Consider the following 19,161-nt stretch of genomic DNA (forward strand, 5'->3'; position numbering starts at 1 on the left):
AACTTGATGGGGTCGAGCCAGTCGGCTGAAAGCATATAAGGTAAATAATGGGGAGTTGAGTCAGGGATGATGCACTGTACGTCGGTAACCTACACCAGCCACGCCCTTCGACGAATGTTTGAAAGGCAACTGTCGAGTGAAGAGGTTGTCTACACTCTACAAACGGGTGATCTGGTGATGGATTATCCTGATGATCGTCCGTATCCCAGCCAGCTGCTGCTTGGCTGGGTGAAGGGTAGGGCGATACATGTTGTTGTATCGAAGAACCCGGCAAGCGGCGAATGTTATGTGGTGACGGCTTATTATCCGTCTCTGGAGATCTGGAATGATGATTTCAAAACCAGGAGGTCGTAAATGAAATGTGTCATCTGCAAGCAAGGTGAAACCCGGCCGGGTACCACCACCGTCACGCTAACCCGAGGTGAAAGCACCGTTGTCGTTAAAAACGTCCCGGCGGACATTTGCGAGAACTGTGGCGAGTACTATTTAAACGAAGAAATTTCCAGTCAGATTATGACGATGGCGGAAGAAGCGGTGCGTTTGAACCATGAGGTTGAGGTGATTCAGTACGCTGCGTGAAAACTGAGCGAGTCAATATGGATGAAAAACTCATTCCGCTTTCGGCGCTGCAGCATTACGCGTTTTGTCCCCGCCAGTGCGCGCTCATTCATAACGAACAGCTCTGGGCGGAGAACTGGCTGACAGCTCAGGGAAAGGTATTGCATCAAAGAGTGGATCACGGAGCTCCGGAAACACGTAAAGGCGTGCGCTTTGAGCGCGGCGTTTTGGTCAGCGCTGAGCGGCTGGGGCTGACCGGCAAACTCGATCTGGTGGAAGTTCATCAATCCACTGGCGAAATGAAACCGGTGGAGTATAAGCGGGGTAAGCCTAAAAAGGATAGCTGGGACCGCATACAGTTATGTGCCCAGGGGTTGTGCCTTGAGGAAATGTTGGAACATCCTGTGACCTCGGGTGCTCTCTGGTACTGGCAAACCCGGCACCGGGATGAAATTTTTTTCTCCGACGAACTGAGAGAGGAAACCCGGCAGGTTATCGAAAAAGTGCGGCAACTGTTGATTAGTGGCCAGACCCCAAAAATCAGCTATGCCAAGAAGTGTGACTCCTGCTCTCTATATGACCTGTGCAACCCGAAACTGTTGACCCGAGATGACAGTGAGCGTTATGTCGAAGGCATTTTCGACGAGGGAGAGGTCGATTGAAAAAGTTGCAGAATAGCCTGTATGTCACTCGCCAGGGTGCCTATATCCACAAAGAACGAGAAACCATTGTGATCGAGCAGGAGCGCAAGAAATTGATGCAGGTTCCGATCCACTCGATCTCTGGTGTTTTTTGTTTTGGCAATGTTCTGGTTTCGCCAGCATTAATGGGCTTTTGTGGCGAAAAGGGCGTAAACCTAGCCTTTTTCACCGAGTATGGACGGTTTTATGGCCGTCTTCAAGGCGAGAAATCAGGAAATGTCTTGCTCCGGCGGGCGCAGTATCATGCTGATGACGTCCACGTTCTGGAGATTGCACGGTCCTGTGTGGCGGCCAAGCTTGTGGGAGCCCGAAATGTGCTACTTCGTCATAAACGTAACCACGGTTCCGAGGAAACGGTGGAACAGGCGATAAAGCGCCTGGCGTCATCCGTTCGCCTGGCACGCAGTGTTGATAATCTGGATTCACTTCGAGGCATCGAAGGGGATGGTGCTGCTACCTATTTCTCGGTCTTTGAGAAATTGATCAATGAAAAGTTACGGATTGATTTTCCTTTTGCAGGCCGCAACCGCCGTCCACCCAGAGATCCGGTGAACGCCTTGCTGTCGTTCGTATATTCCATTTTGGGTCAGGATATTGGGGCGGCATTAAATGGAGTGGGGCTGGATCCGCAAATTGGTTTTTTGCATGCTGACCGGCCTGGCCGGGACAGCCTTGCTCAGGACTTGCTTGAAGAATTTCGCCCCTGGTTAGCTGACAGGCTGGTATTAAGCCTGATCAATCGACGACAACTTAAGGCTTCGGATTTTATCGAGGAGTCATCTGGCGCTGTCAGGCTCAGTGCTGAAGGGCGAAAGCAGTTGTTAGTCGCTTATCAGGAAAGGAAACAACAAGAAATTACTCACCCGTTTTTGAAAGAAAAAGTCCCCATCGGGATTGTGCCTCATATCCAGGCGATGTTGCTTGCGCGGCACCTGAGGGGCGATTTAAAACGCTACCCGCCCTGTGTATTGCGATAGGAATCAAACAGCCATGATGGTTTTGGTCACCTATGACATTTCCCTCGAAGATCCTGCTGGTCCTGGTCGTTTGAGACGAGTAGCCAAGGTCTGTCTTGATTACGGCGTCCGGGTTCAATATTCGGTTTTTGAATGTGAAGTGGACCCAGCTCAGTGGGTAGTTTTCAGAGATCAGTTGCTCAACATCTATGACGAGGAGCAGGACAGCCTTCGTTTTTATAAGCTGGGTAAGAACTGGAAGAATCGAATCGAACACCACGGGGCGAAACCCGCCCCGGACATTTTCCGGGACTCGATGATTTTGTGAACGCTAACCGGTAGTGCTCATTAAAAATGCGGGATGTTAGCGGAAAGCTGGAGCCCTTGGGTGGCCCGGCTTTTTTCGTTTTTGGCTATGACCACTGTAGCCAGCGGCTTGCGATGACATTGAGGATAGCGATTCCAGTGGGATAGCTGTCGTCATTTCAATTGGTTACGATAGAGCGGTCGCGCCCCTCGCGGGCGCGTGGATTGAAACAGGTTATGGGGCTTGGGTACGTAGAGATTACGCCGTCGCGCCCCTCGCGGGCGCGTGGATTGAAACAGGACGACCTTTCGTGTTACCAGATTGCCCCGGTTGTCGCGCCCCTCGCGGGCGCGTGGATTGAAACATCCGTTAGCTGGCCGTACTCACGCCGCAACCCGGTCGCGCCCCTCGCGGGCGCGTGGATTGAAACATGCGCTGGTTGTTTACGCCCTCATGGCTGCGGGGGTCGCGCCCCTCGCGGGCGCGTGGATTGAAACTTTTTCGAGCGCAAATTGCTTAACCGCAAGCAGATGGTCGCGCCCCTCGCGGGCGCGTGGATTGAAACGAAGCCGCCCAGCGCCTGGCAGACACCGAAACCAATCGTCGCGCCCCTCGCGGGCGCGTGGATTGAAACGATTAACAGCGCCCAGCAGGCGCCACAGCAGCCGGTCGCGCCCCTCGCGGGCGCGTGGATTGAAACGTGAACGCCAACGTCTGCCTTGCCGTGGATCTGGGGTCGCGCCCCTCGCGGGCGCGTGGATTGAAACAGTGGTTCCACCACGGCGACAGCATCGATCTGTATGTCGCGCCCCTCGCGGGCGCGTGGATTGAAACGATTCCTGCAGAACGACCGCCAGCGCATCGAAGGCGTCGCGCCCCTCGCGGGCGCGTGGATTGAAACAGTCTTGGGCCTATGGCCCGGCGCACGATACCGCCGTCGCGCCCCTCGCGGGCGCGTGGATTGAAACCCTTCACTGCCCGGGGCGCTCTGGAATCTGTGGATGTCGCGCCCCTCGCGGGCGCGTGGATTGAAACACGCCCGTTGAAGAACCGTTGCAACGCACCGCCAAGTCGCGCCCCTCGCGGGCGCGTGGATTGAAACTGGCCTATGCCGTGTCCGCCACACTGCAGCTGCGGTCGCGCCCCTCGCGGGCGCGTGGATTGAAACCGCGTAGCCTGCATGGGCGTAGTGTTCGCAGCTGGTCGCGCCCCTCGCGGGCGCGTGGATTGAAACCGGGAGAACACTGAAGAAATCGAGCTCCCGAGAGGGTCGCGCCCCTCGCGGGCGCGTGGATTGAAACAACCATGTATTCGGGTAGCTCTTGCTCTGCCATGTCGCGCCCCTCGCGGGCGCGTGGATTGAAACATGTTGGCGGCGCCTTCGATCTCGTATTCCTCGGGTCGCGCCCCTCGCGGGCGCGTGGATTGAAACCTGATTTCCTACTACGGGAACACCAAAACAGGCGTCGCGCCCCTCGCGGGCGCGTGGATTGAAACAATGCTGTCAGTGAACACGATGGCATCCGCCTTGTCGCGCCCCTCGCGGGCGCGTGGATTGAAACTCCAATACCTCAGTCAAATGATCACCGACACAGCAGTCGCGCCCCTCGCGGGCGCGTGGATTGAAACATTGAGAACATCCGAATACCCTTTCAACAGCACAAGTCGCGCCCCTCGCGGGCGCGTGGATTGAAACGCGTGTCAGTGCAAACCAGACAAGACGGAAATGAGTCGCGCCCCTCGCGGGCGCGTGGATTGAAACAAGACCTAGTTAAGCAAGGTTATGTTGTGTCCAAGGTCGCGCCCCTCGCGGGCGCGTGGATTGAAACGCGCCATTGGCCTTGCCAGTTTGACTGATACCGAGTCGCGCCCCTCGCGGGCGCGTGGATTGAAACAGGTACATGGCCTTGTTATAAACGCCCCGCACCCGTCGCGCCCCTCGCGGGCGCGTGGATTGAAACAGCGAAACCCGCGACACCGCCGGCGGCCCGCCACTGGTCGCGCCCCTCGCGGGCGCGTGGATTGAAACTGGGATGAGTGGCGCTCCGAGATCCGCGAAAGCTGTCGCGCCCCTCGCGGGCGCGTGGATTGAAACTTCATTCCTCAACCTCGCCAATGTCGCTCGGATGTCGCGCCCCTCGCGGGCGCGTGGATTGAAACTGACACAGTATGGAAGGACTCATCAAAAGATGGTGTCGCGCCCCTCGCGGGCGCGTGGATTGAAACCAGGTGATCCCTGCCTATCTTCCATTTAAGCGGGTCGCGCCCCTCGCGGGCGCGTGGATTGAAACCACAGCGGGAGGGTGGGGCTGTAGATTAATGGGCGTCGCGCCCCTCGCGGGCGCGTGGATTGAAACGTAGACTCCCGTGCCTTGGCCAGACTCTCCGACAAGTCGCGCCCCTCGCGGGCGCGTGGATTGAAACAGGACAGGGCGGGCAAATGTCCAGAGCCGTTGGCAGGAGGTCGCGCCCCTCGCGGGCGCGTGGATTGAAACTTCTTGTGGCGTGTCGCCGTCAACATGCACAGCGGGTCGCGCCCCTCGCGGGCGCGTGGATTGAAACTAATGGTTGAGTCGGCCTTCTCCGGAGGGCTGCGTCGCGCCCCTCGCGGGCGCGTGGATTGAAACAGCGAAACCCGCGACACCGCCGGCGGCCCGCCACTGGTCGCGCCCCTCGCGGGCGCGTGGATTGAAACACGGCGGTACAGTTGGGTCAAACCACCATCCCGGGTCGCGCCCCTCGCGGGCGCGTGGATTGAAACAGTCGTCTGCATGCTCCGGCTCTTCCTCTTCCAGCGTCGCGCCCCTCGCGGGCGCGTGGATTGAAACCAGGTAACGGGCGTTGATCGCCTCATAGGCCACGGTCGCGCCCCTCGCGGGCGCGTGGATTGAAACAAGATGGCGCTGCTGGCGGGCCGACTGAATCTGGTCGCGCCCCTCGCGGGCGCGTGGATTGAAACGATGTAGGCGTCTGCGTAGCCGGCGGCGCGCAGCGGTCGCGCCCCTCGCGGGCGCGTGGATTGAAACGACCAATACCCAGGTAGCCCTGCTCCAGAATGTGGGGTCGCGCCCCTCGCGGGCGCGTGGATTGAAACTATGAGAAAGGCCAGCACTCCTCGGGCTTTCACGGCTGCTGATAGCTGGGATGGGCTGGCAGGAAATGTTCAGCAGGCCGTTGAACTGTACTGCGCACATGAAGACATGGTGGTGCCCGCTCCAGGCAAGCTGAAAGCTTGATGGCAAGTCCCGATTACTAGGGTGGAATATGGATGTTGGTTGATGTTCGCGTAAGCAGGCTGAAGGGATGCTGAGTCCTCTGGCTTTCAGATATCTCTATCCCTACCCATTTGCCATCAAAGATGGGTGAGTTTCCACCCAAATCAGCCCTCACGCCTCCATCCGCATAGAAGTAAGTGCCTGTTACGTAAGTACTTACCGAAGCTGGCCCGCTCCTTGCTTTTGTCTGTGCAAGCCGTCTCAGGACGGTTTCGTTGAGCACCCGACAACCAAAATCACATGGGAGCACACTTCTATGACACTCAAGACCATTTTGGCAGCGGCCGTTGCCACTACTGTGATCGCCAGCCCGGCGATGGCCCAGGACAAATCTGACTGGCCGGACAACTTTACCGTGGGCACCGCCAGCCAGGGCGGCACTTACTTCGCTTATGGCTCCGGCTGGGCCAACTACATGTCCGAGGTTCTGGGCATCTCTGGCGGTGCGGAAATCACCGGTGGGCCGATGCAGAACATGGCGCTGGTACACACCGGTGACCTGAAGTTTGGTCTGACCACCATGGGCCCCGCTCGTGAATCGATGGAGGGCAACAGTCCGCTGGCGCCGGGCATGAAGATGGACAACGTGTGTGCCATGTTCCCCATGTACCAGACGCCGTTCTCCATCACCACCCTGAGCAGCTCTGGCATCGATAGCATCTCTGACATCCCGGATGGTGCCACCATCGGCTTTGGCCCGGCAGGTTCCACCTCTGATACCTATTTTCCGCGCATGATGGAAACTCTGGGTGTGGACTTTGAGCGCCGTAACGGTAGCTGGTCCGACCTGGGGACTCAGCTGCAGGATGGTCTGATCGATGTTATTGCTTTCGCTGCCGGTATCCCCATCCCTGCGGTTAGCCAGTTGGAAGTCCAGACTGACGTGAACATCATTGGGATGACCGATGCCCAGATCGAGACAATTACCGAAAAATTCCCGGTCTCGCAGTTCACTATTCCGGCCAGCACTTACCAGTCTCTGGAAAAACCGTCACAGGTGGTTTCCATGTGGAACTTCGCCATCGCCAACTGCGATGTGCCAGACAGCATGGTCTATGAAATGGTGAAGGCCACCATGGAGAACAACGACAAGATGGTCTCCATCCACAAGGCCGCCACCACTTCCGTTCCGGAAAACTATGACAAGAACAACGTTCTGCCCTGGCATCCGGGCGCAGCGCGCTGGTTCAATGAAAATGGTTATGAAATTCCCGAAGACAAGATCCACAACTGATCATTGTGTGATTGCATAAAAGGAGACCGCCTGCGGGGCGGTCTCTGTATTTTGCCGGTGCAGGCCGGCGCAGCTTTTTTATCTGGCAGGTTGCAACATGTCTATTGAACGCGAAGTCCATGAGCCCCGGATAACCGAGGATGAAGACCACATTCTTGCCCACGATGTCGACGAAGAGCCGGTTGAGGCCAATCGTCGCTTGTTTGATGGGTGGTTGCTGAAGTTTGTCACGCTTCTAACCATTGGTTATTCGACGTTCCACTTGTATACGCTGAACATTGCGCCACTGGAAACCTGGTCTTTCCGGATTTTGCACGTAGCCGGCGCCCTGATTCTTGGCTTTACCCTTTACGCCGGTGCCCGTTTTGCGACGGCCGAAGAAGGTTGGGTTCGCCACCGCTGGACCACCTGGGTCGCCGGTGTGGCGATGCTGCCAGCACTGTATGCGTTGTACCAGAGCTTTGTGTTCCTGCAGATCATAAATGGCGGCGCCATGCGTATTGCGCCCGAGCTGGAAACCTGGCACTACGGTTGGCCGTTGTTGGCAGCAACCACGCTGGGTATTGTGGTCTCCTGGTTCCATCAGCGTGATCGTGCCCGCTTCAGCGTGCCTGATCTTGTGTTGATTGTGTGTTCGGCGGCTGTGGCTAGCTATCTGCTGGTGGTTTTCAACACGCCGATACGTATGTCTACCGGCACCTCATTTGCGCCTGTGGGCATTTCTTTTGCGGCCGTTGCCGGTACGGCCCTGATTCTTGAGATGACCCGACGCGTTGCTGGTATGGCGCTGGTGGTTATTGGCCTGGTTTTCCTGGCTTACGTATTCGCCGGCCCGTATCTTCCTGGCTTCCTCGGCTATCCCGGGCTTTCCGTGCAGCGCTTCTTCAGCCAGGTCTACACCGACGCCGGTATTCTTGGGCCGACCACCGCTGTGTCGTCCACCTACATCATTCTGTTCATCATCTTCGCCGCTTTCCTGCAGGCTTCGAAGGTGGGTGACTATTTCGTAAACTTTGCGTTTGCTGCTGCCGGTCGTTCCCGGGGTGGCCCGGCGAAGGTATCGATTTTCGCCTCCGGCCTGATGGGTATGATCAACGGGACCAGCGCTGGTAACGTGGTGTCCACCGGCTCCCTGACTATCCCGCTGATGAAGAAGGTGGGCTACAAGAAAACCTCCGCTGGTGCGGTGGAAGCGGCCGCTTCCACTGGGGGTCAGATCATGCCACCGATCATGGGCGCCGGTGCGTTCATCATGGCGGAAATCACCGGTATTCCCTATACCGAGATTGCCATTGCCGCCATCATTCCGGCCATTCTGTACTTCGCTTCCGTGTACTTCATGGTGGATCTGGAAGCTGCCAAGACCGGCATGCGCGGCATGCGCGAGGACGAACTGCCCAAGCTCAAGCGCCTGCTGAAACAGGTGTACCTGTTCATTCCCATCATTATCCTGATTGTGGCGCTGTTCCAGGGCTACTCGGTGATTCGTGCTGGTACACTGGCCACCGTATCGGCCGCAGTGGTGAGCTGGCTGTCTCCCAACAAGATGGGCATTCGCCAGATTCTGCACGCTCTGGATATTGCCGCCATGATGTCCATCCAGATCATCGTGGTATGTGCCGCAGCCGGTATCATTGTGGGTGTGATTTCACTCACTGGTGTGGGCGCGCGTTTCTCAGTTCTGCTGCTGGATGTGGCCCAGGCCAGCCACTTGTTGGCGCTGGTGTTCGCGATGTTCATCTCCATCCTGCTGGGTATGGGCATGCCGACAACCGCAGCCTATGCGGTGGCCGCCTCTGTAGTGGCGCCGGGTCTGGTTCAGCTGGGTATTGAACCGCTGACCGCGCACTTCTTCGTGTTCTACTTCGCAGTGGTCTCTGCAATCACTCCGCCGGTGGCCCTGGCCTCCTACGCGGCGGCGGGTATTTCCGGCGCCAACGCCATGTCCACGTCGGTGGCCTCGTTCCGGATCGGTATCGCGGCGTTCATCGTGCCCTTCATGTTCTTCTACAACGGTGCCCTGTTGATGGAAGGCAACTGGTTCGAGATTGCCCGTGCGCTGGTGACCGCTACCTTCGGGGTTTACCTGTTGTCTGGCGGTGTGATGGGCTGGATGTTCAGGGTCCCGGCTGCCTGGCCGGTTCGGCTGCTGCTGATTTTGGCCGCCCTGTTGATGATCGAAGGCGGGTTGATCACCGATGGCGCCGGTATTGGCGCTGCTGTGGTGGCCTACCTGATCCAGCGTCAGCGTCGGGCCAGGCTGGCTCCGGCGGAGGCCTGACCAGCACGCCCCGGCAGGTCGGCTTGTGTCGGTCTGTCGGGAGCGCTAGTCTGGCGCTTTTTCCGGAAATCCTGCCATGCCTTTGAGATTTGGTGCCTTTGTACTGTTTGTTGCAACCCTGGCGGTGTCCTGGGTTCTGGGCGGTTATGTAGGCTACCGTCAGGTGGAGCAGGAAAGCCTGGAAGAATCCTTCCGGTATCGGCAGCTGGTGGCCAACGAGCTGAACCGATACCTTCCCATTCCCGAATTGATGGCCGAGCATCCCGTTATGGAGCAGGCCCTTCTGAATCCGGACGATCACCAACTGATTCTCGCCGCCAACCGGGAAATGCAGCGGATGGCCACGATTGTTGGCAGCTCGGATGTCTATCTGATGAATGCCCGGGGGCTGACTATTGCCGCCAACAATTATCAGGACCGCGACAACTTTGTCGGCCGCCGCTTTGATTTTCGCCCCTACTTTTACGAAGCCATGGCAACCGGTGATTCGGCGGTCTATTTCGCTCTGGGAACTACATCGGGTGTTCGCGGCCTGTACTTTTCCCACCCCGTCCGGGCGGCCAGTGGTGACCTGGTCGGGGTTGTAGCGGTTAAAGTGTTGGTGCACGAGCTTGAATCCCAGTGGCATCGGCCGGCGGCCAAGAGGGATGCCGAAATGGTGGTGCTGGACAGGGCGGGTGTCAGTTTCCTTTCCAGCCGTGAAGGCTGGCTTTACCGTGACTTTTCCGGTGGGCATAACGGTGCCTTACCCCTGGAAACCCGCCAGCGATACCCCGACAGGGAACTGCGTCCCATGAGGATTGAACAGCAGGCGCGCCCCTGGGGGCTTTCGGAGCAGTCGGAACTCATTCGCCTGATGACTCCGAAAGGATCGGAGGCGTACTTGAGCACGGAAACACCATTGCCGAGGCTGGACTGGACCCTCCGGGTGATGGTGTCCACGGATCCGGTTCTGGTATCCCGTGTGGGCTTTATGCTGGCCGGCACCGCTTTGTTTTTCGGTGTGTTGCTGGCGTGGCTATATGTTCGCGAACGTTCGCGGCGGGAGGCCGAGCTGGCGCTTCGGGGAGAACAGTTGGAGCAGAGCGTGGCTGCGCGTACCCGTGACCTTGAACACTCCAACCAGCAGCTGCTTGAAGAAATCCGCGAGCGGGAGCGAGCGCAGAGTGAATTGCGTGAAACCCAGCAGGAGCTGGTCCAGGCCGCCAAGCTGGCCGTGCTGGGCCAGATGTCTGCCGGGCTGAACCATGAAATGAATCAGCCGCTCACGGCCATCCAGACCTACGCCCGCAACAGCCGCCGTTTCCTTGAGAAAGGCGCCACCGAGATGGTGGATGCCAACCTGGCGGAAATCGTGATGCTGTGCGACAAGCTGGCGGAGCTGACCCGCCAGTTCAAGGTATTTGCCCGCAAATCCGAGGGCCCGCCCACACTGGTGGATTTGCGCCAGTCGGTGGATGCGGCCCTTAAGATCATTTCTGCCCAGAAGAGCAGTGAGGGTGTTGATATTGAATGGCGTCGCCCGAAGGCCCCGGTGTGGTGCCACGGAGACCTGATCCGCATCGAACAGGTGTTGATCAACCTGTTGGCCAACGCGGTTCAGGCGGTTGAAGGCCAGGCAGAGCCCGCGATTACGATTGATATTGAGCCCCTGGATGGTTTCTGGCGCTGTTCGGTACGCGATAATGGGCCAGGGTTGCCCGCCAACACCGAACAGCTGTTCGAGCCCTTCTTCACCACCAAATCGGTGAAGCAGGGGTTGGGCCTGGGATTGTCCATCTCCCGGCAGATCGTCGATGCCCTGGGTGGCAGTCTCACCGGCCATAACCGTTCCGACGGATCGGGAGCGGAATTCGTACTTACCTTGCCCAAGCGGGAGACAGAGTAATGACACAAGCGTCCGTCATTTTTGTGGATGATGATCCCCATATTCTCCAGGCGCTGGCCCAGAGTCTGACGTTGGAGGATCTGCCGGTCGCCTGTTTTGAAGACGCGCCTTCGGCGCTCAGGACCATTACGCCCGAATACTCCGGGGTGATCCTGTGCGATTACAACATGCCGGAAATGGATGGGCTGGAGATGCTGGAGAAGGTGCGGGCTGTGGATGACAGCATCCCGGTGATCCTCCTGACCGGCCAGGGCGACATCAGCACCGCCGTATCGGCCATGCAGAAAGGCGCGTACGACTTTATCGAAAAGCCGTTTGATCATGACGAGTTGATTGAACTTCTGCGCCACGCCCTGGAAAAACGCCACCTGGCGCTGGAGAACCGGCGCCTGAAAGCGCAGTTGCGGCAAATGGCCCGGCCGGGCCCGCGTATTTTTGGCGAATCCCGTCCCATGCAGCAGATGATGGCAACCGTGCAGTCGGTGCTGGACATATCCGCCAATATCCTGCTGCACGGTGAGACCGGCTCCGGTAAGGATGCGTTGGCCCGTTATATCCACGAGAGCAGCCCCCGCAGTGCCCATAACTTTGTCGCGATTAACTGCGGTGCGGTGCCTGAAAACCTGATTGAGAGTGAGCTTTTCGGCCATGAACCAGGGGCCTTCACCGGTGCCGAGAAGCGCCGGATTGGCAAGATCGAGCATGCCCATAAGGGCACTCTGTTCCTGGACGAAGTTGAGAGCATGCCGCTGTCGCTGCAGATCAAGCTGCTGCGGGTGCTCGAAGAACAGAAAGTGGAGCGGCTGGGCAGCAACCAGGTGCAGGAAGTGGACGTGCGCATCATTGCCGCCACCAAGGCGGACCTGAAAAAGCTCAGCGATGAAGGCGAGTTCCGGGCCGACCTGTACTACCGCTTGAACGTGGTAAAAGTGAACATACCGCCCCTGCGTGAGCGCAAGGAGGATATCCCGCTGTTGTTTCACCACTTCGTGCTGGTGGCTGCCGCCCGTTATGACAGGGAAAGCGTGCCGCTGGATGCGGGGCAGGCCAGTCGTCTGATGGAGCGGCCCTGGCCGGGCAACGTGCGGGAGCTGCGCAACCTGGCCGAACGCTACGTGCTGCTGGGGCCAGCTGCCCTGAGGGAAGGTGAGTCTGCCGATGGCGCCAGCATCACCAGCCGACAGACGCTATCGGAGATGATGGACAGCTTTGAGCGCTCGGCCATCATCAGCGCCCTCAATGCTTGCCAGGGCAGTATCAAGGACACCATGGTGCAGTTGGGTATTGCCCGCAAGACCCTGTATGACAAGATGAAAAAGCACGGGCTGGATAAGGCTCAGTTCAAGGACTGAGCCTGTCCACGATTTCCCGTTAGAGATTGGCCTCCGCGTACTCCGCCAGGATAGACCGGGGAACGCCCTGCAGATGAATGTGCCCACCGTGCTGGAAGCCCTTGAAGCGTTCGGTCATGTAGGTCAGCCCTGAACTCAGCGGGCCGAGGTAGGGGGTGTCGATCTGTGCCAGGTTGCCCAGGCAGATGACTTTTGAGCCGGTGCCGGCCCGGGTGATGATGGTTTTGACCTGGTGCGGGGTCAGGTTCTGGCATTCGTCGATGATCAGCAACGTGTGCTGGAAGCTGCGCCCGCGCAGGTAGTTCATGGACTTGAAGTGCAGCGGTACCTTGCTGAGGATGTAATCCACGCTGGCGGTCATGTTCTCGTCGTCCTCGTGCAGGGCCTCAAGGTTGTCGACAATGGCGCCCAGCCAGGGCTCCATCTTTTCCGCCTCGGTACCCGGCAGGAAGCCGATGTCTTCGTCCAGCCCCTGGGTGGAGCGAGTGGCGATGATGCGCTTGTAAGCCTTGCTGGCCACGGTCATTTCAATGCAGGCGGCGAGCGCCAGGATGGTCTTGCCGGAGCCGGCGGAGCCGGTGAGGTTGATCAGGTGAATGTCTGGGTCCATCAGCAGGTGCAGGGCCATGGCCTGGTAGATATCCCGCGGCATCAGGCCCCAGACTTCCGCGTTCAGCAGGTCGTGCTGGTGCAGATCCTTGATCACCAGTTGGTCCGGTGACACATCGGCCACTTGGCCGATGAAGCCCTGCTCATCCAGGACAAACTCGTTCACGTTCATCTTGGCCAGCTCACCTTCGCGCTTGAGCAGGTGCTCGGTGATGCCTTCGCGCTGGACGGTTTCCACTTTCTCGATGCCGTCCCAGAACGAGCCGGGAAATTCCTTGTAGCCCTTGGGCAGCAGATCAATGTCGTCCAGCAGCTGGTCGTTGGTGTAATCCTGGGCTTCCACGCCAAAACCACGGGCCTTCAGGCGCATGTTGATGTCCTTGCTCACCAGGATGATGTCCCGCGACTTGTGCTTGTTCTGCAGTGAGGCCAGGGTGTTGATGATCTTGTTGTCGTTCAGGTGCTCGGGCAGGGCATGGTGCACGCTGTGATCGGTGTTCATGATGATCGAGAGCTTGCCCAGCGGTTCGGCCTTCTTGCCCCGCAGGATCGGCACGCCTTTCTCGATTTCCCCCGGCGTGGCATCGCCCAGCAGGCGGTCAATGGTGCGAATGGCCTGGCGACAGTCGGCAGCCACGGCCTGCTTGCCGGATTTCAGGTTGTCGAGCTCTTCCAGGACCGTCATCGGAATGATGACTTCGTGTTCTTCGAAATTCAGGAGGGCGTTGGGATCGTGGATCAGGACGTTGGTGTCGAGGACATACATCTTACGGCGAGCTTGCGGTGCTCTTGGCATTGGCGGCGCTACCTCTTTCCCTGTCTGTTGAATAAAAGCTTAGCCATTCCCTGGCTGATCGTCATCCTTGACATCAGCATAGGGGGTTATTTTTCCGGGAGTGTGACATTCAGCTCAAGCACGGAGCAGTGGTCGTTGCGGTCGACGTCCACCTGAACCATGTCGTCGCTAATCTGCACGTATTTGCGGATCACTTCCACCAGTTCCTGTTGTAGCTGGGGCAGGTAGTCCGGCTGTGCCCGCTGGCCCCGTTCGTGGGCCACGATGATCTGCAGGCGTTCCTTGGCCACACTGGCGGATTTGGGCTTCTTGCCTTTGAAATAGTTCAGAAAACTCATGCCTAGGCCCCTTTGAACATGCGGCTGAAGAAGCCTTTTCTCTGGGCGGTGAGGAAACGATGCTCGCGCTCTTCACCCAGCAGGCGGGCTACTGCATCCTCGTAGGCCTGACCGGCGTCGCTGTCTTCCTCCAGGATCACGGGCAGGCCCTGGTTGGAGGCGTTCAGTACCACCTGGCTTTCCGGAATCACTCCCAGCAGCGGAATCGCCAGGATTTCCTCCACGTCCTGTACTGAGAGCATTTCACCCTTGTCCACACGCTCGGGATTGTAACGGGTCAGCAGCAGGTGTTCCTTGGCCGGCTCCAGGCCATTTTCCGCGCGCTTGGACTTGCTTTGCAGGATGCCCAGGATACGATCGGAATCGCGCACCGAGGACACTTCCGGGTTGGTCACCACGATGGCTTCATCGGCGTGGTACAGGGCCATCAGGGCGCCATGTTCGATGCCGGCGGGAGAGTCGCAGACGATGTAGTCGAAGGTTCCGGACAGCTCGTTGATGACCTTCTCAACGCCTTCTTTGGTGAGGGCTTCTTTTTCCCGGGTTTGCGAGGCCGGCAGGATGTACAGGCCGTCCACCCGCTTGTCTTTGATCAGCGCCTGGTTGAGAGTGGCCTCGCCCTGGATCACGTTAACGAAGTCATACACCACACGGCGTTCGCAGTTCATGATCAGGTCCAGGTTGCGAAGGCCCACGTCGAAGTCGATCACGACGGTTTTCTGGCCGTGCTTGGCCAGGCCGGTGCTGATCGAGGCGCTGGTGGTGGTCTTGCCCACGCCGCCTTTTCCCGAAGTTACGACAATGATTCTAGCCAAGGTTAAATTCCTGTTTCGCGGTGGATTTTGTGTATCTTCACATGTTGTGGGCGGTACAACATCAGGCCTTGTCCAGTGGCTTTACCACCAGCAGGTCGTCCTTGAGCTGGATGTGCACGGCGCCTTTCCAGCCGTTGTCCTGAAGATCCTCGGAGATTTTATAGTGTCCGGCGATGGACACAAGCTCTGCTTCCAGGGATTGGCAAAAAATCCGGGCGCCCTCGGTGCCGTGGATACCGGCCAGGGCCCGGCCACGCAGCGGGCCGTAAATGTGGATGTCGCCTGCGGCCAGCACTTCCGCACCGGCCTGCACCGGCGCCAGGATCACCAAATCGCCCTCGGGCGCGGTGATTTGCTGCCCGGAACGCACCGGCTGGGTGATGACTTTTGCCGGTGCCGGTTGCGCCAGGGTTGGCGATGGCTCCGGGGCGGCCTCCGGCTGTTGGGCCGGAGCTTCCGATTTGGTTTCGCGCAGGCTGCCACCGGGCAATACCGGTAACTCGGCGCTACGGGCCAGCCGGCGCTGGTCATCGGTGGCGGCGCGTACGCCAATCACATGGATGTTGTAACGGCGACAGGTGCCAATGATCTTGAAGAAATCCAGCTCCCGGTCGGGCCCTTCGTACTTATCCAGACTGATCACCAGGGGGATATCCTTGAAAAAGCCCGGCGCCTGACTGATTTTCTCACGCAGGTTGGCTTCGAATTCGGTGTCGTCGAAATAATAAAGCTCAAGGGCGGTCAGTGAGACGCTTGCGCTTTTCAGCTGGAAGCTCTGGCTGACGCCAGTGGTGGCGGTGTCGCTCATGTGGTGCTCTTTCCCTGGATCAGGAATCTGTTGAAGGCCCGTGAGCCTTTAATCGGCGGGTCGGGCGTTGGAACTCCTGACATTTTCGGCATGTTGGCTTAAGATACAAGGCTGTATAAATGTACACTAGTCGGAACCGGTTAGTAAGCGGGCAGGCCTTTCCAAAACACGCTGTAAATACATCCCTGTAGCGCTCGAGCTCCGCCCTTCAGCGCTCAATGCTCCTGCGTCGCGCTGAAGGTCCGGGGCAGGCCGTCCCTGGCCAGCCCGTGAAGAGCTGCTCGCTCTTCACCCATGGCTCCGCACGGTTTTGGAAAGGCCTGCCCGCTTACTAACCTACGAGTAATCCCCGTATGCACCAGCGAAAAATCATCCACGTGGACTGCGACTGCTTCTACGCTGCGGTCGAAATGCGGGACGACCCGAGCCTCCGGGACGTGCCGCTGGCGGTGGGTGGTGCCGAAGGCCGGGGCGTGGTGACTACCTGTAACTACCGCGCCCGGGCCTTTGGGGTGCGTTCGGCCATGCCCGGTAGCGAGGCCCGGCGCCTGTGCCCGGGGCTGGTGACCGTGCCCGCCGACTTTTCCCGATACCGGGTGGCGTCGCAGCAGGTGATGGCCATATTGCGTGAGATGACCGACTTGGTGGAGCCGCTGTCGCTGGATGAAGCTTTCCTGGATGTCTCCGATGTTACCGACCACAAGGGCAGCGCCACACTGATGGCCCGTTACCTGCGGGAACGGGTGCAGCGGGAGGTGGGCATCACCATTTCCGCCGGCGTGGCGCCCAACAAATTCCTCGCCAAAATCGCCAGTGACTGGCAAAAGCCGGACGGCCTGTTTGTGATTACCCCTGAAGAAGTGCCCGCCTTCGTGCAAACGCTGGCGGTGGAAAAACTGTTCGGGGTGGGGCGGGTCACCGCTGGCAAGCTTCATGACCTCGGCGTGCAGACCTGCGGTGACATGCAGGCGCTGGGAGCGGAGGTGCTGATCGACAAATTCGGCAAGCAGGGCTACCGGCTTTATGAAATGGCCCACGGCCGGGATGAGCGCCCGGTGGTGGTCACCCGCATTGCCAAGTCGGTGAGTGTGGAGCGCACGTTTTCCCGGGATCTGCCGGACAAGACCGCCTGTCAGGGGGTATTGCCGGATCTGCTGGACGACCTGAACCGGCGCTTGTCCCGCAAGACGCAGAAAAAGCCCATTCACAAGCTGTTCGTGAAAGTTCGTTACAGTGATTTTTCCACCCATACCCTGGAGCGGGTGCGTGAGAGCGTGATTGAGCCGGTGGTGGCCGATTTCCAGCCGTTGCTGGATGAACTCATCACAAAGGAAGACCGTCCTGTCCGGTTGCTGGGGCTGGGGGTGCGTTTTCGGAATGACGAGGCCCCGGTCACCCAGTTGCGCCTGTTTGAGTGAAGGAGGTTCGCTCAGGCCAGCCAGTGACTGAAGATCTCCAGAGAAGCCCAGCCCATGCTGCCGCCAATCAGGGCTCCGGCCATGACATCGGTGGGGTAGTGCAGGCCCAAAACCACCCGGGAGGCAGCCACTGACAATGTGAATGGCAGAATGGCCCAGGCGAGGGCGGGCGTGATGGCAAACAACATGGTTTGAAAGCAGACGGCGTGCAGGGTGTGACCGGAGGGAAAGCTGTAGCGGTCCAGTGGGGGCGTGGCGCAGTCGATGGCGGGGAAGGAGATGAAGGGGCGTTCGCGAATCAGTTGGTGTTTCAGGGCTTTGTAGGTCAGGGTGCAGGTCAGGCCGGTGAAGGTCATGAGCAGGGCGAAGGGTAAACCCCGGTCCGGCTCCAGTATCGGTAGCAGTAAGATCACCGCGTACCAGAACCAGCCGTCGCCCAATCGGCTGGCAAGCCTGAAATAACCGCGTATGGGGCGAAACTGCACGCTGCGGTTAATGGCCTGGCAGAGGGCGACTTCCCGCTGGTCGGCCAGGCTAAAGAATCGGGATGCTTTGCTTATCGGTGGCATTGTACGGGCCTCGTTCCGATTGGTTTAGTACCAGTTGTTCGAAGATCTCGATCTGGTTGGTCCAGGTCAGGTCCAGGGCGTCCAGGCGAGCCCGGGTGCGTATCTGGTTGAGCTGGGAAGGCTGGTCCATCAGCCTGAGGGCGTGGGTGATGAAGGCTTCATCGTCGCTCAGGGGAGCCTTCATTCCGTTTTCGTTCTGGCGGATGTGTTCGGCGGCTGCGGCATCGTCAAAGGCAACCACGCCCAGCCCGCTGGCCATGGCTTCGAGCACGACGTTGCCGAAGGTGTCGGTTTTGCTGGGAAACAGGAACAGGTCGGCCGAGGCGTAGTGTCGGGCCAGGTCGTCGCCCCGCTGGCTGCCACAGAAAATGTAGTCCGGGTGGCGGGCTTCCAGCTGCTGTCGCAGTGGGCCGTCGCCCACCAGGATGAAGCGCGCCGTGGGGTGCAGGCAACGAATGCGCTCGAAACAGGACACCGCCAGTTTCACGTTCTTCTCGGCGGCGAGTCGGCCTACATAGACCACGGCCCGATCGGAGTCCGACAGCCCCCAGCTTTGGCGCAAGAGGGAGCATCGTTTGTGCGGGGTGAAAGTCTGGCAATCCACGCCCCGGCTCCAGAGCCGGGCGTTGTGGATGCCCATGCGCTCAACCGTGGCCTGCATCTTCCGGGTGGGTACCAGGGTCTGGTGTGTGCGGTTGTGGAACCAGCGGCCATAGCCGCGCAGCAGCCATTCCAGGGCGCCCAGGCCATAGTAGCCCGAGTAGCTGTGAAAGTTGGTGTGAAAGCCCGAGCAAACGGGAATGCCCAGTCGTTTGGCCGCCTTCACCGCTGCGAGTCCCAGCGGGCCCTGGGTCGCGACATAGATGGATTCCGGCCGGCACTGTTCCCAGAAAGCGACCAACTGAGCGGACCGGGCCAGGCCGAATTGCAATTCACTGTAACCGGGTATGGGAACGCCGGTCACAACCAGTTCACCGGAACACAGACTGTTTGCCTGGTAGGGGCGAGGGCCCTTGGGTTCTCCGGGTTGTGCCGGTCGTACCACGGTTATCTGGCGTCCGCGTTGCTTTAACCCCTGGCACAGGTGCTTGAGCGTATTGGCAACACCATTGATTTCCGGCGGAAAGGTCTCGGAAACAATGCTAATGTGATGGCGCTGAAGATGGCTCATAAGGGGTGTGGTCACGATGCTTCCTGCAGGGTTTCTGGTCATGTTTTGACTCTAGAGCCCCGCCGTGACAGCTATGCGACAGCTT

16 protein-coding genes and 1 CRISPR repeat array are annotated in these 19,161 nt (G+C 59.0%); of the genes, 10 read left to right on the forward strand and 6 right to left on the reverse strand.

Translation table 11 applies throughout. From position 1 onward, the window contains the following. Window positions 1-66 precede the first annotated feature (66 nt). The 9 genes from BY454_RS04670 (at window position 67) to BY454_RS04710 (ending at window position 12,552) form a co-directional block, all read left to right on the forward strand. Window positions 67-354, forward strand: a complete 288-nt coding sequence (locus tag BY454_RS04670; protein ID WP_219820603.1) for a DUF4258 domain-containing protein — start codon at window positions 67-69, stop codon at window positions 352-354. Further along, window positions 355-579, forward strand: coding sequence for a type II toxin-antitoxin system MqsA family antitoxin (locus BY454_RS04675; RefSeq protein ID WP_104415634.1), 225 nt, complete (start codon window positions 355-357; stop codon window positions 577-579). It abuts the gene before it with no gap. Next, on the forward strand, window positions 576-1,220 hold the full coding sequence (gene cas4, locus BY454_RS04680; protein ID WP_258075561.1) for a CRISPR-associated protein Cas4: 645 nt from the start codon (window positions 576-578) through the stop codon (window positions 1,218-1,220). Before BY454_RS04675 ends, cas4 begins: the two co-directional genes overlap by 4 nt. Next, window positions 1,217-2,236 (forward strand): type I-C CRISPR-associated endonuclease Cas1c, encoded by a 1,020-nt coding sequence (gene cas1c / locus BY454_RS04685; protein ID WP_104415636.1) that lies wholly within the window; start codon window positions 1,217-1,219, stop codon window positions 2,234-2,236. The genes cas4 and cas1c overlap by 4 nt, the downstream gene beginning before the upstream one ends. A gap of 13 nt (window positions 2,237-2,249) precedes the next feature. Further along, the gene (gene cas2 / locus BY454_RS04690) at window positions 2,250-2,543 is read left to right on the forward strand and encodes a CRISPR-associated endonuclease Cas2 (RefSeq protein WP_104415637.1); all 294 of its coding nucleotides are present in this window, start codon (window positions 2,250-2,252) and stop codon (window positions 2,541-2,543) included. 178 nt (window positions 2,544-2,721) lie between these two features. Continuing rightward, a CRISPR array of direct repeats spans window positions 2,722-5,616; the repeat unit is 32 nt; unit sequence GTCGCGCCCCTCGCGGGCGCGTGGATTGAAAC. 437 nt (window positions 5,617-6,053) lie between these two features. Further along, window positions 6,054-7,031: a TAXI family TRAP transporter solute-binding subunit gene (locus BY454_RS04695; protein WP_104415638.1), complete on the forward strand. Its 978-nt coding sequence runs from the start codon at window positions 6,054-6,056 to the stop codon at window positions 7,029-7,031. A 97-nt stretch (window positions 7,032-7,128) separates the two neighbouring features. Beyond that, the gene (locus tag BY454_RS04700; RefSeq protein ID WP_104415639.1) at window positions 7,129-9,312 is read left to right on the forward strand and encodes a TRAP transporter permease; all 2,184 of its coding nucleotides are present in this window, start codon (window positions 7,129-7,131) and stop codon (window positions 9,310-9,312) included. A gap of 76 nt (window positions 9,313-9,388) precedes the next feature. Beyond that, the gene (locus BY454_RS04705) at window positions 9,389-11,200 is read left to right on the forward strand and encodes a sensor histidine kinase (protein WP_104415640.1); all 1,812 of its coding nucleotides are present in this window, start codon (window positions 9,389-9,391) and stop codon (window positions 11,198-11,200) included. Continuing rightward, window positions 11,200-12,552 (forward strand): sigma-54-dependent transcriptional regulator, encoded by a 1,353-nt coding sequence (locus BY454_RS04710; RefSeq protein ID WP_104415641.1) that lies wholly within the window; start codon window positions 11,200-11,202, stop codon window positions 12,550-12,552. The genes BY454_RS04705 and BY454_RS04710 overlap by 1 nt, the downstream gene beginning before the upstream one ends. 19 nt (window positions 12,553-12,571) lie before the next feature. Here BY454_RS04710 and BY454_RS04715 read toward each other — a convergent pair whose 3' ends face one another. The 4 genes from BY454_RS04715 to minC all read right to left on the reverse strand — a co-directional run bounded on the left by BY454_RS04715 (window position 12,572) and on the right by minC (window position 15,918). Continuing rightward, window positions 12,572-13,957, reverse strand: coding sequence for a PhoH family protein (locus BY454_RS04715; RefSeq protein WP_258075562.1), 1,386 nt, complete (start codon window positions 13,955-13,957; stop codon window positions 12,572-12,574). An 86-nt stretch (window positions 13,958-14,043) separates the two neighbouring features. After that, window positions 14,044-14,295, reverse strand: a complete 252-nt coding sequence (gene minE / locus BY454_RS04720; protein WP_104415643.1) for a cell division topological specificity factor MinE — start codon at window positions 14,293-14,295, stop codon at window positions 14,044-14,046. A 2-nt stretch (window positions 14,296-14,297) separates the two neighbouring features. Continuing rightward, window positions 14,298-15,110, reverse strand: coding sequence for a septum site-determining protein MinD (gene minD / locus BY454_RS04725; RefSeq protein ID WP_104415644.1), 813 nt, complete (start codon window positions 15,108-15,110; stop codon window positions 14,298-14,300). A 61-nt stretch (window positions 15,111-15,171) separates the two neighbouring features. Continuing rightward, window positions 15,172-15,918 carry a septum site-determining protein MinC gene (minC, locus tag BY454_RS04730; protein ID WP_104415645.1) on the reverse strand — a complete coding sequence of 249 codons (747 nt, stop codon included), beginning with the start codon at window positions 15,916-15,918 and terminating at the stop codon, window positions 15,172-15,174. 353 nt (window positions 15,919-16,271) lie between these two features. Here minC and dinB point away from each other — a divergent pair, with 353 nt between their 5' ends. After that, window positions 16,272-17,336: a DNA polymerase IV gene (gene dinB / locus BY454_RS04735; protein WP_104415646.1), complete on the forward strand. Its 1,065-nt coding sequence runs from the start codon at window positions 16,272-16,274 to the stop codon at window positions 17,334-17,336. An 11-nt stretch (window positions 17,337-17,347) separates the two neighbouring features. Here the strand turns inward: dinB and BY454_RS04740 are convergent, their stop codons facing one another. Together BY454_RS04740 and BY454_RS04745 are read right to left on the reverse strand one after the other, a co-directional pair. Then, entirely contained in the window at window positions 17,348-17,905 is a 558-nt protein-coding gene (locus BY454_RS04740; RefSeq protein WP_104415647.1) for a phosphatase PAP2 family protein, read from the reverse strand. Beyond that, window positions 17,871-19,076 carry a glycosyltransferase family 4 protein gene (locus BY454_RS04745; protein WP_104415648.1) on the reverse strand — a complete coding sequence of 402 codons (1,206 nt, stop codon included), beginning with the start codon at window positions 19,074-19,076 and terminating at the stop codon, window positions 17,871-17,873. Before BY454_RS04745 ends, BY454_RS04740 begins: the two co-directional genes overlap by 35 nt. Window positions 19,077-19,161 lie beyond the last annotated feature (85 nt).

Source organism: Marinobacter persicus, from assembly GCF_002934325.1.
GTDB classification, from domain to species: Bacteria; Pseudomonadota; Gammaproteobacteria; order Pseudomonadales; family Oleiphilaceae; genus Marinobacter; species Marinobacter persicus_A.

Coding starts and splice junctions, on each gene's coding strand:
- BY454_RS04670 (WP_219820603.1), top strand. CDS start 67: ATGATGCACTGTACGTCGGTAACCTACACCAGCCACGCCCTTCGACGA.
- BY454_RS04675 (WP_104415634.1), top strand. CDS start 355: ATGAAATGTGTCATCTGCAAGCAAGGTGAAACCCGGCCGGGTACCACC.
- cas2 (WP_104415637.1), top strand. CDS start 2,250: ATGATGGTTTTGGTCACCTATGACATTTCCCTCGAAGATCCTGCTGGT.
- BY454_RS04695 (WP_104415638.1), top strand. CDS start 6,054: ATGACACTCAAGACCATTTTGGCAGCGGCCGTTGCCACTACTGTGATC.
- BY454_RS04700 (WP_104415639.1), top strand. CDS start 7,129: ATGTCTATTGAACGCGAAGTCCATGAGCCCCGGATAACCGAGGATGAA.
- BY454_RS04705 (WP_104415640.1), top strand. CDS start 9,389: ATGCCTTTGAGATTTGGTGCCTTTGTACTGTTTGTTGCAACCCTGGCG.
- BY454_RS04710 (WP_104415641.1), top strand. CDS start 11,200: ATGACACAAGCGTCCGTCATTTTTGTGGATGATGATCCCCATATTCTC.
- BY454_RS04715 (WP_258075562.1), bottom strand. CDS start 13,957: ATGCCAAGAGCACCGCAAGCTCGCCGTAAGATGTATGTCCTCGACACC.
- minE (WP_104415643.1), bottom strand. CDS start 14,295: ATGAGTTTTCTGAACTATTTCAAAGGCAAGAAGCCCAAATCCGCCAGT.
- minC (WP_104415645.1), bottom strand. CDS start 15,918: ATGAGCGACACCGCCACCACTGGCGTCAGCCAGAGCTTCCAGCTGAAA.
- dinB (WP_104415646.1), top strand. CDS start 16,272: ATGCACCAGCGAAAAATCATCCACGTGGACTGCGACTGCTTCTACGCT.
- BY454_RS04740 (WP_104415647.1), bottom strand. CDS start 17,905: ATGCCACCGATAAGCAAAGCATCCCGATTCTTTAGCCTGGCCGACCAG.
- BY454_RS04745 (WP_104415648.1), bottom strand. CDS start 19,076: ATGAGCCATCTTCAGCGCCATCACATTAGCATTGTTTCCGAGACCTTT.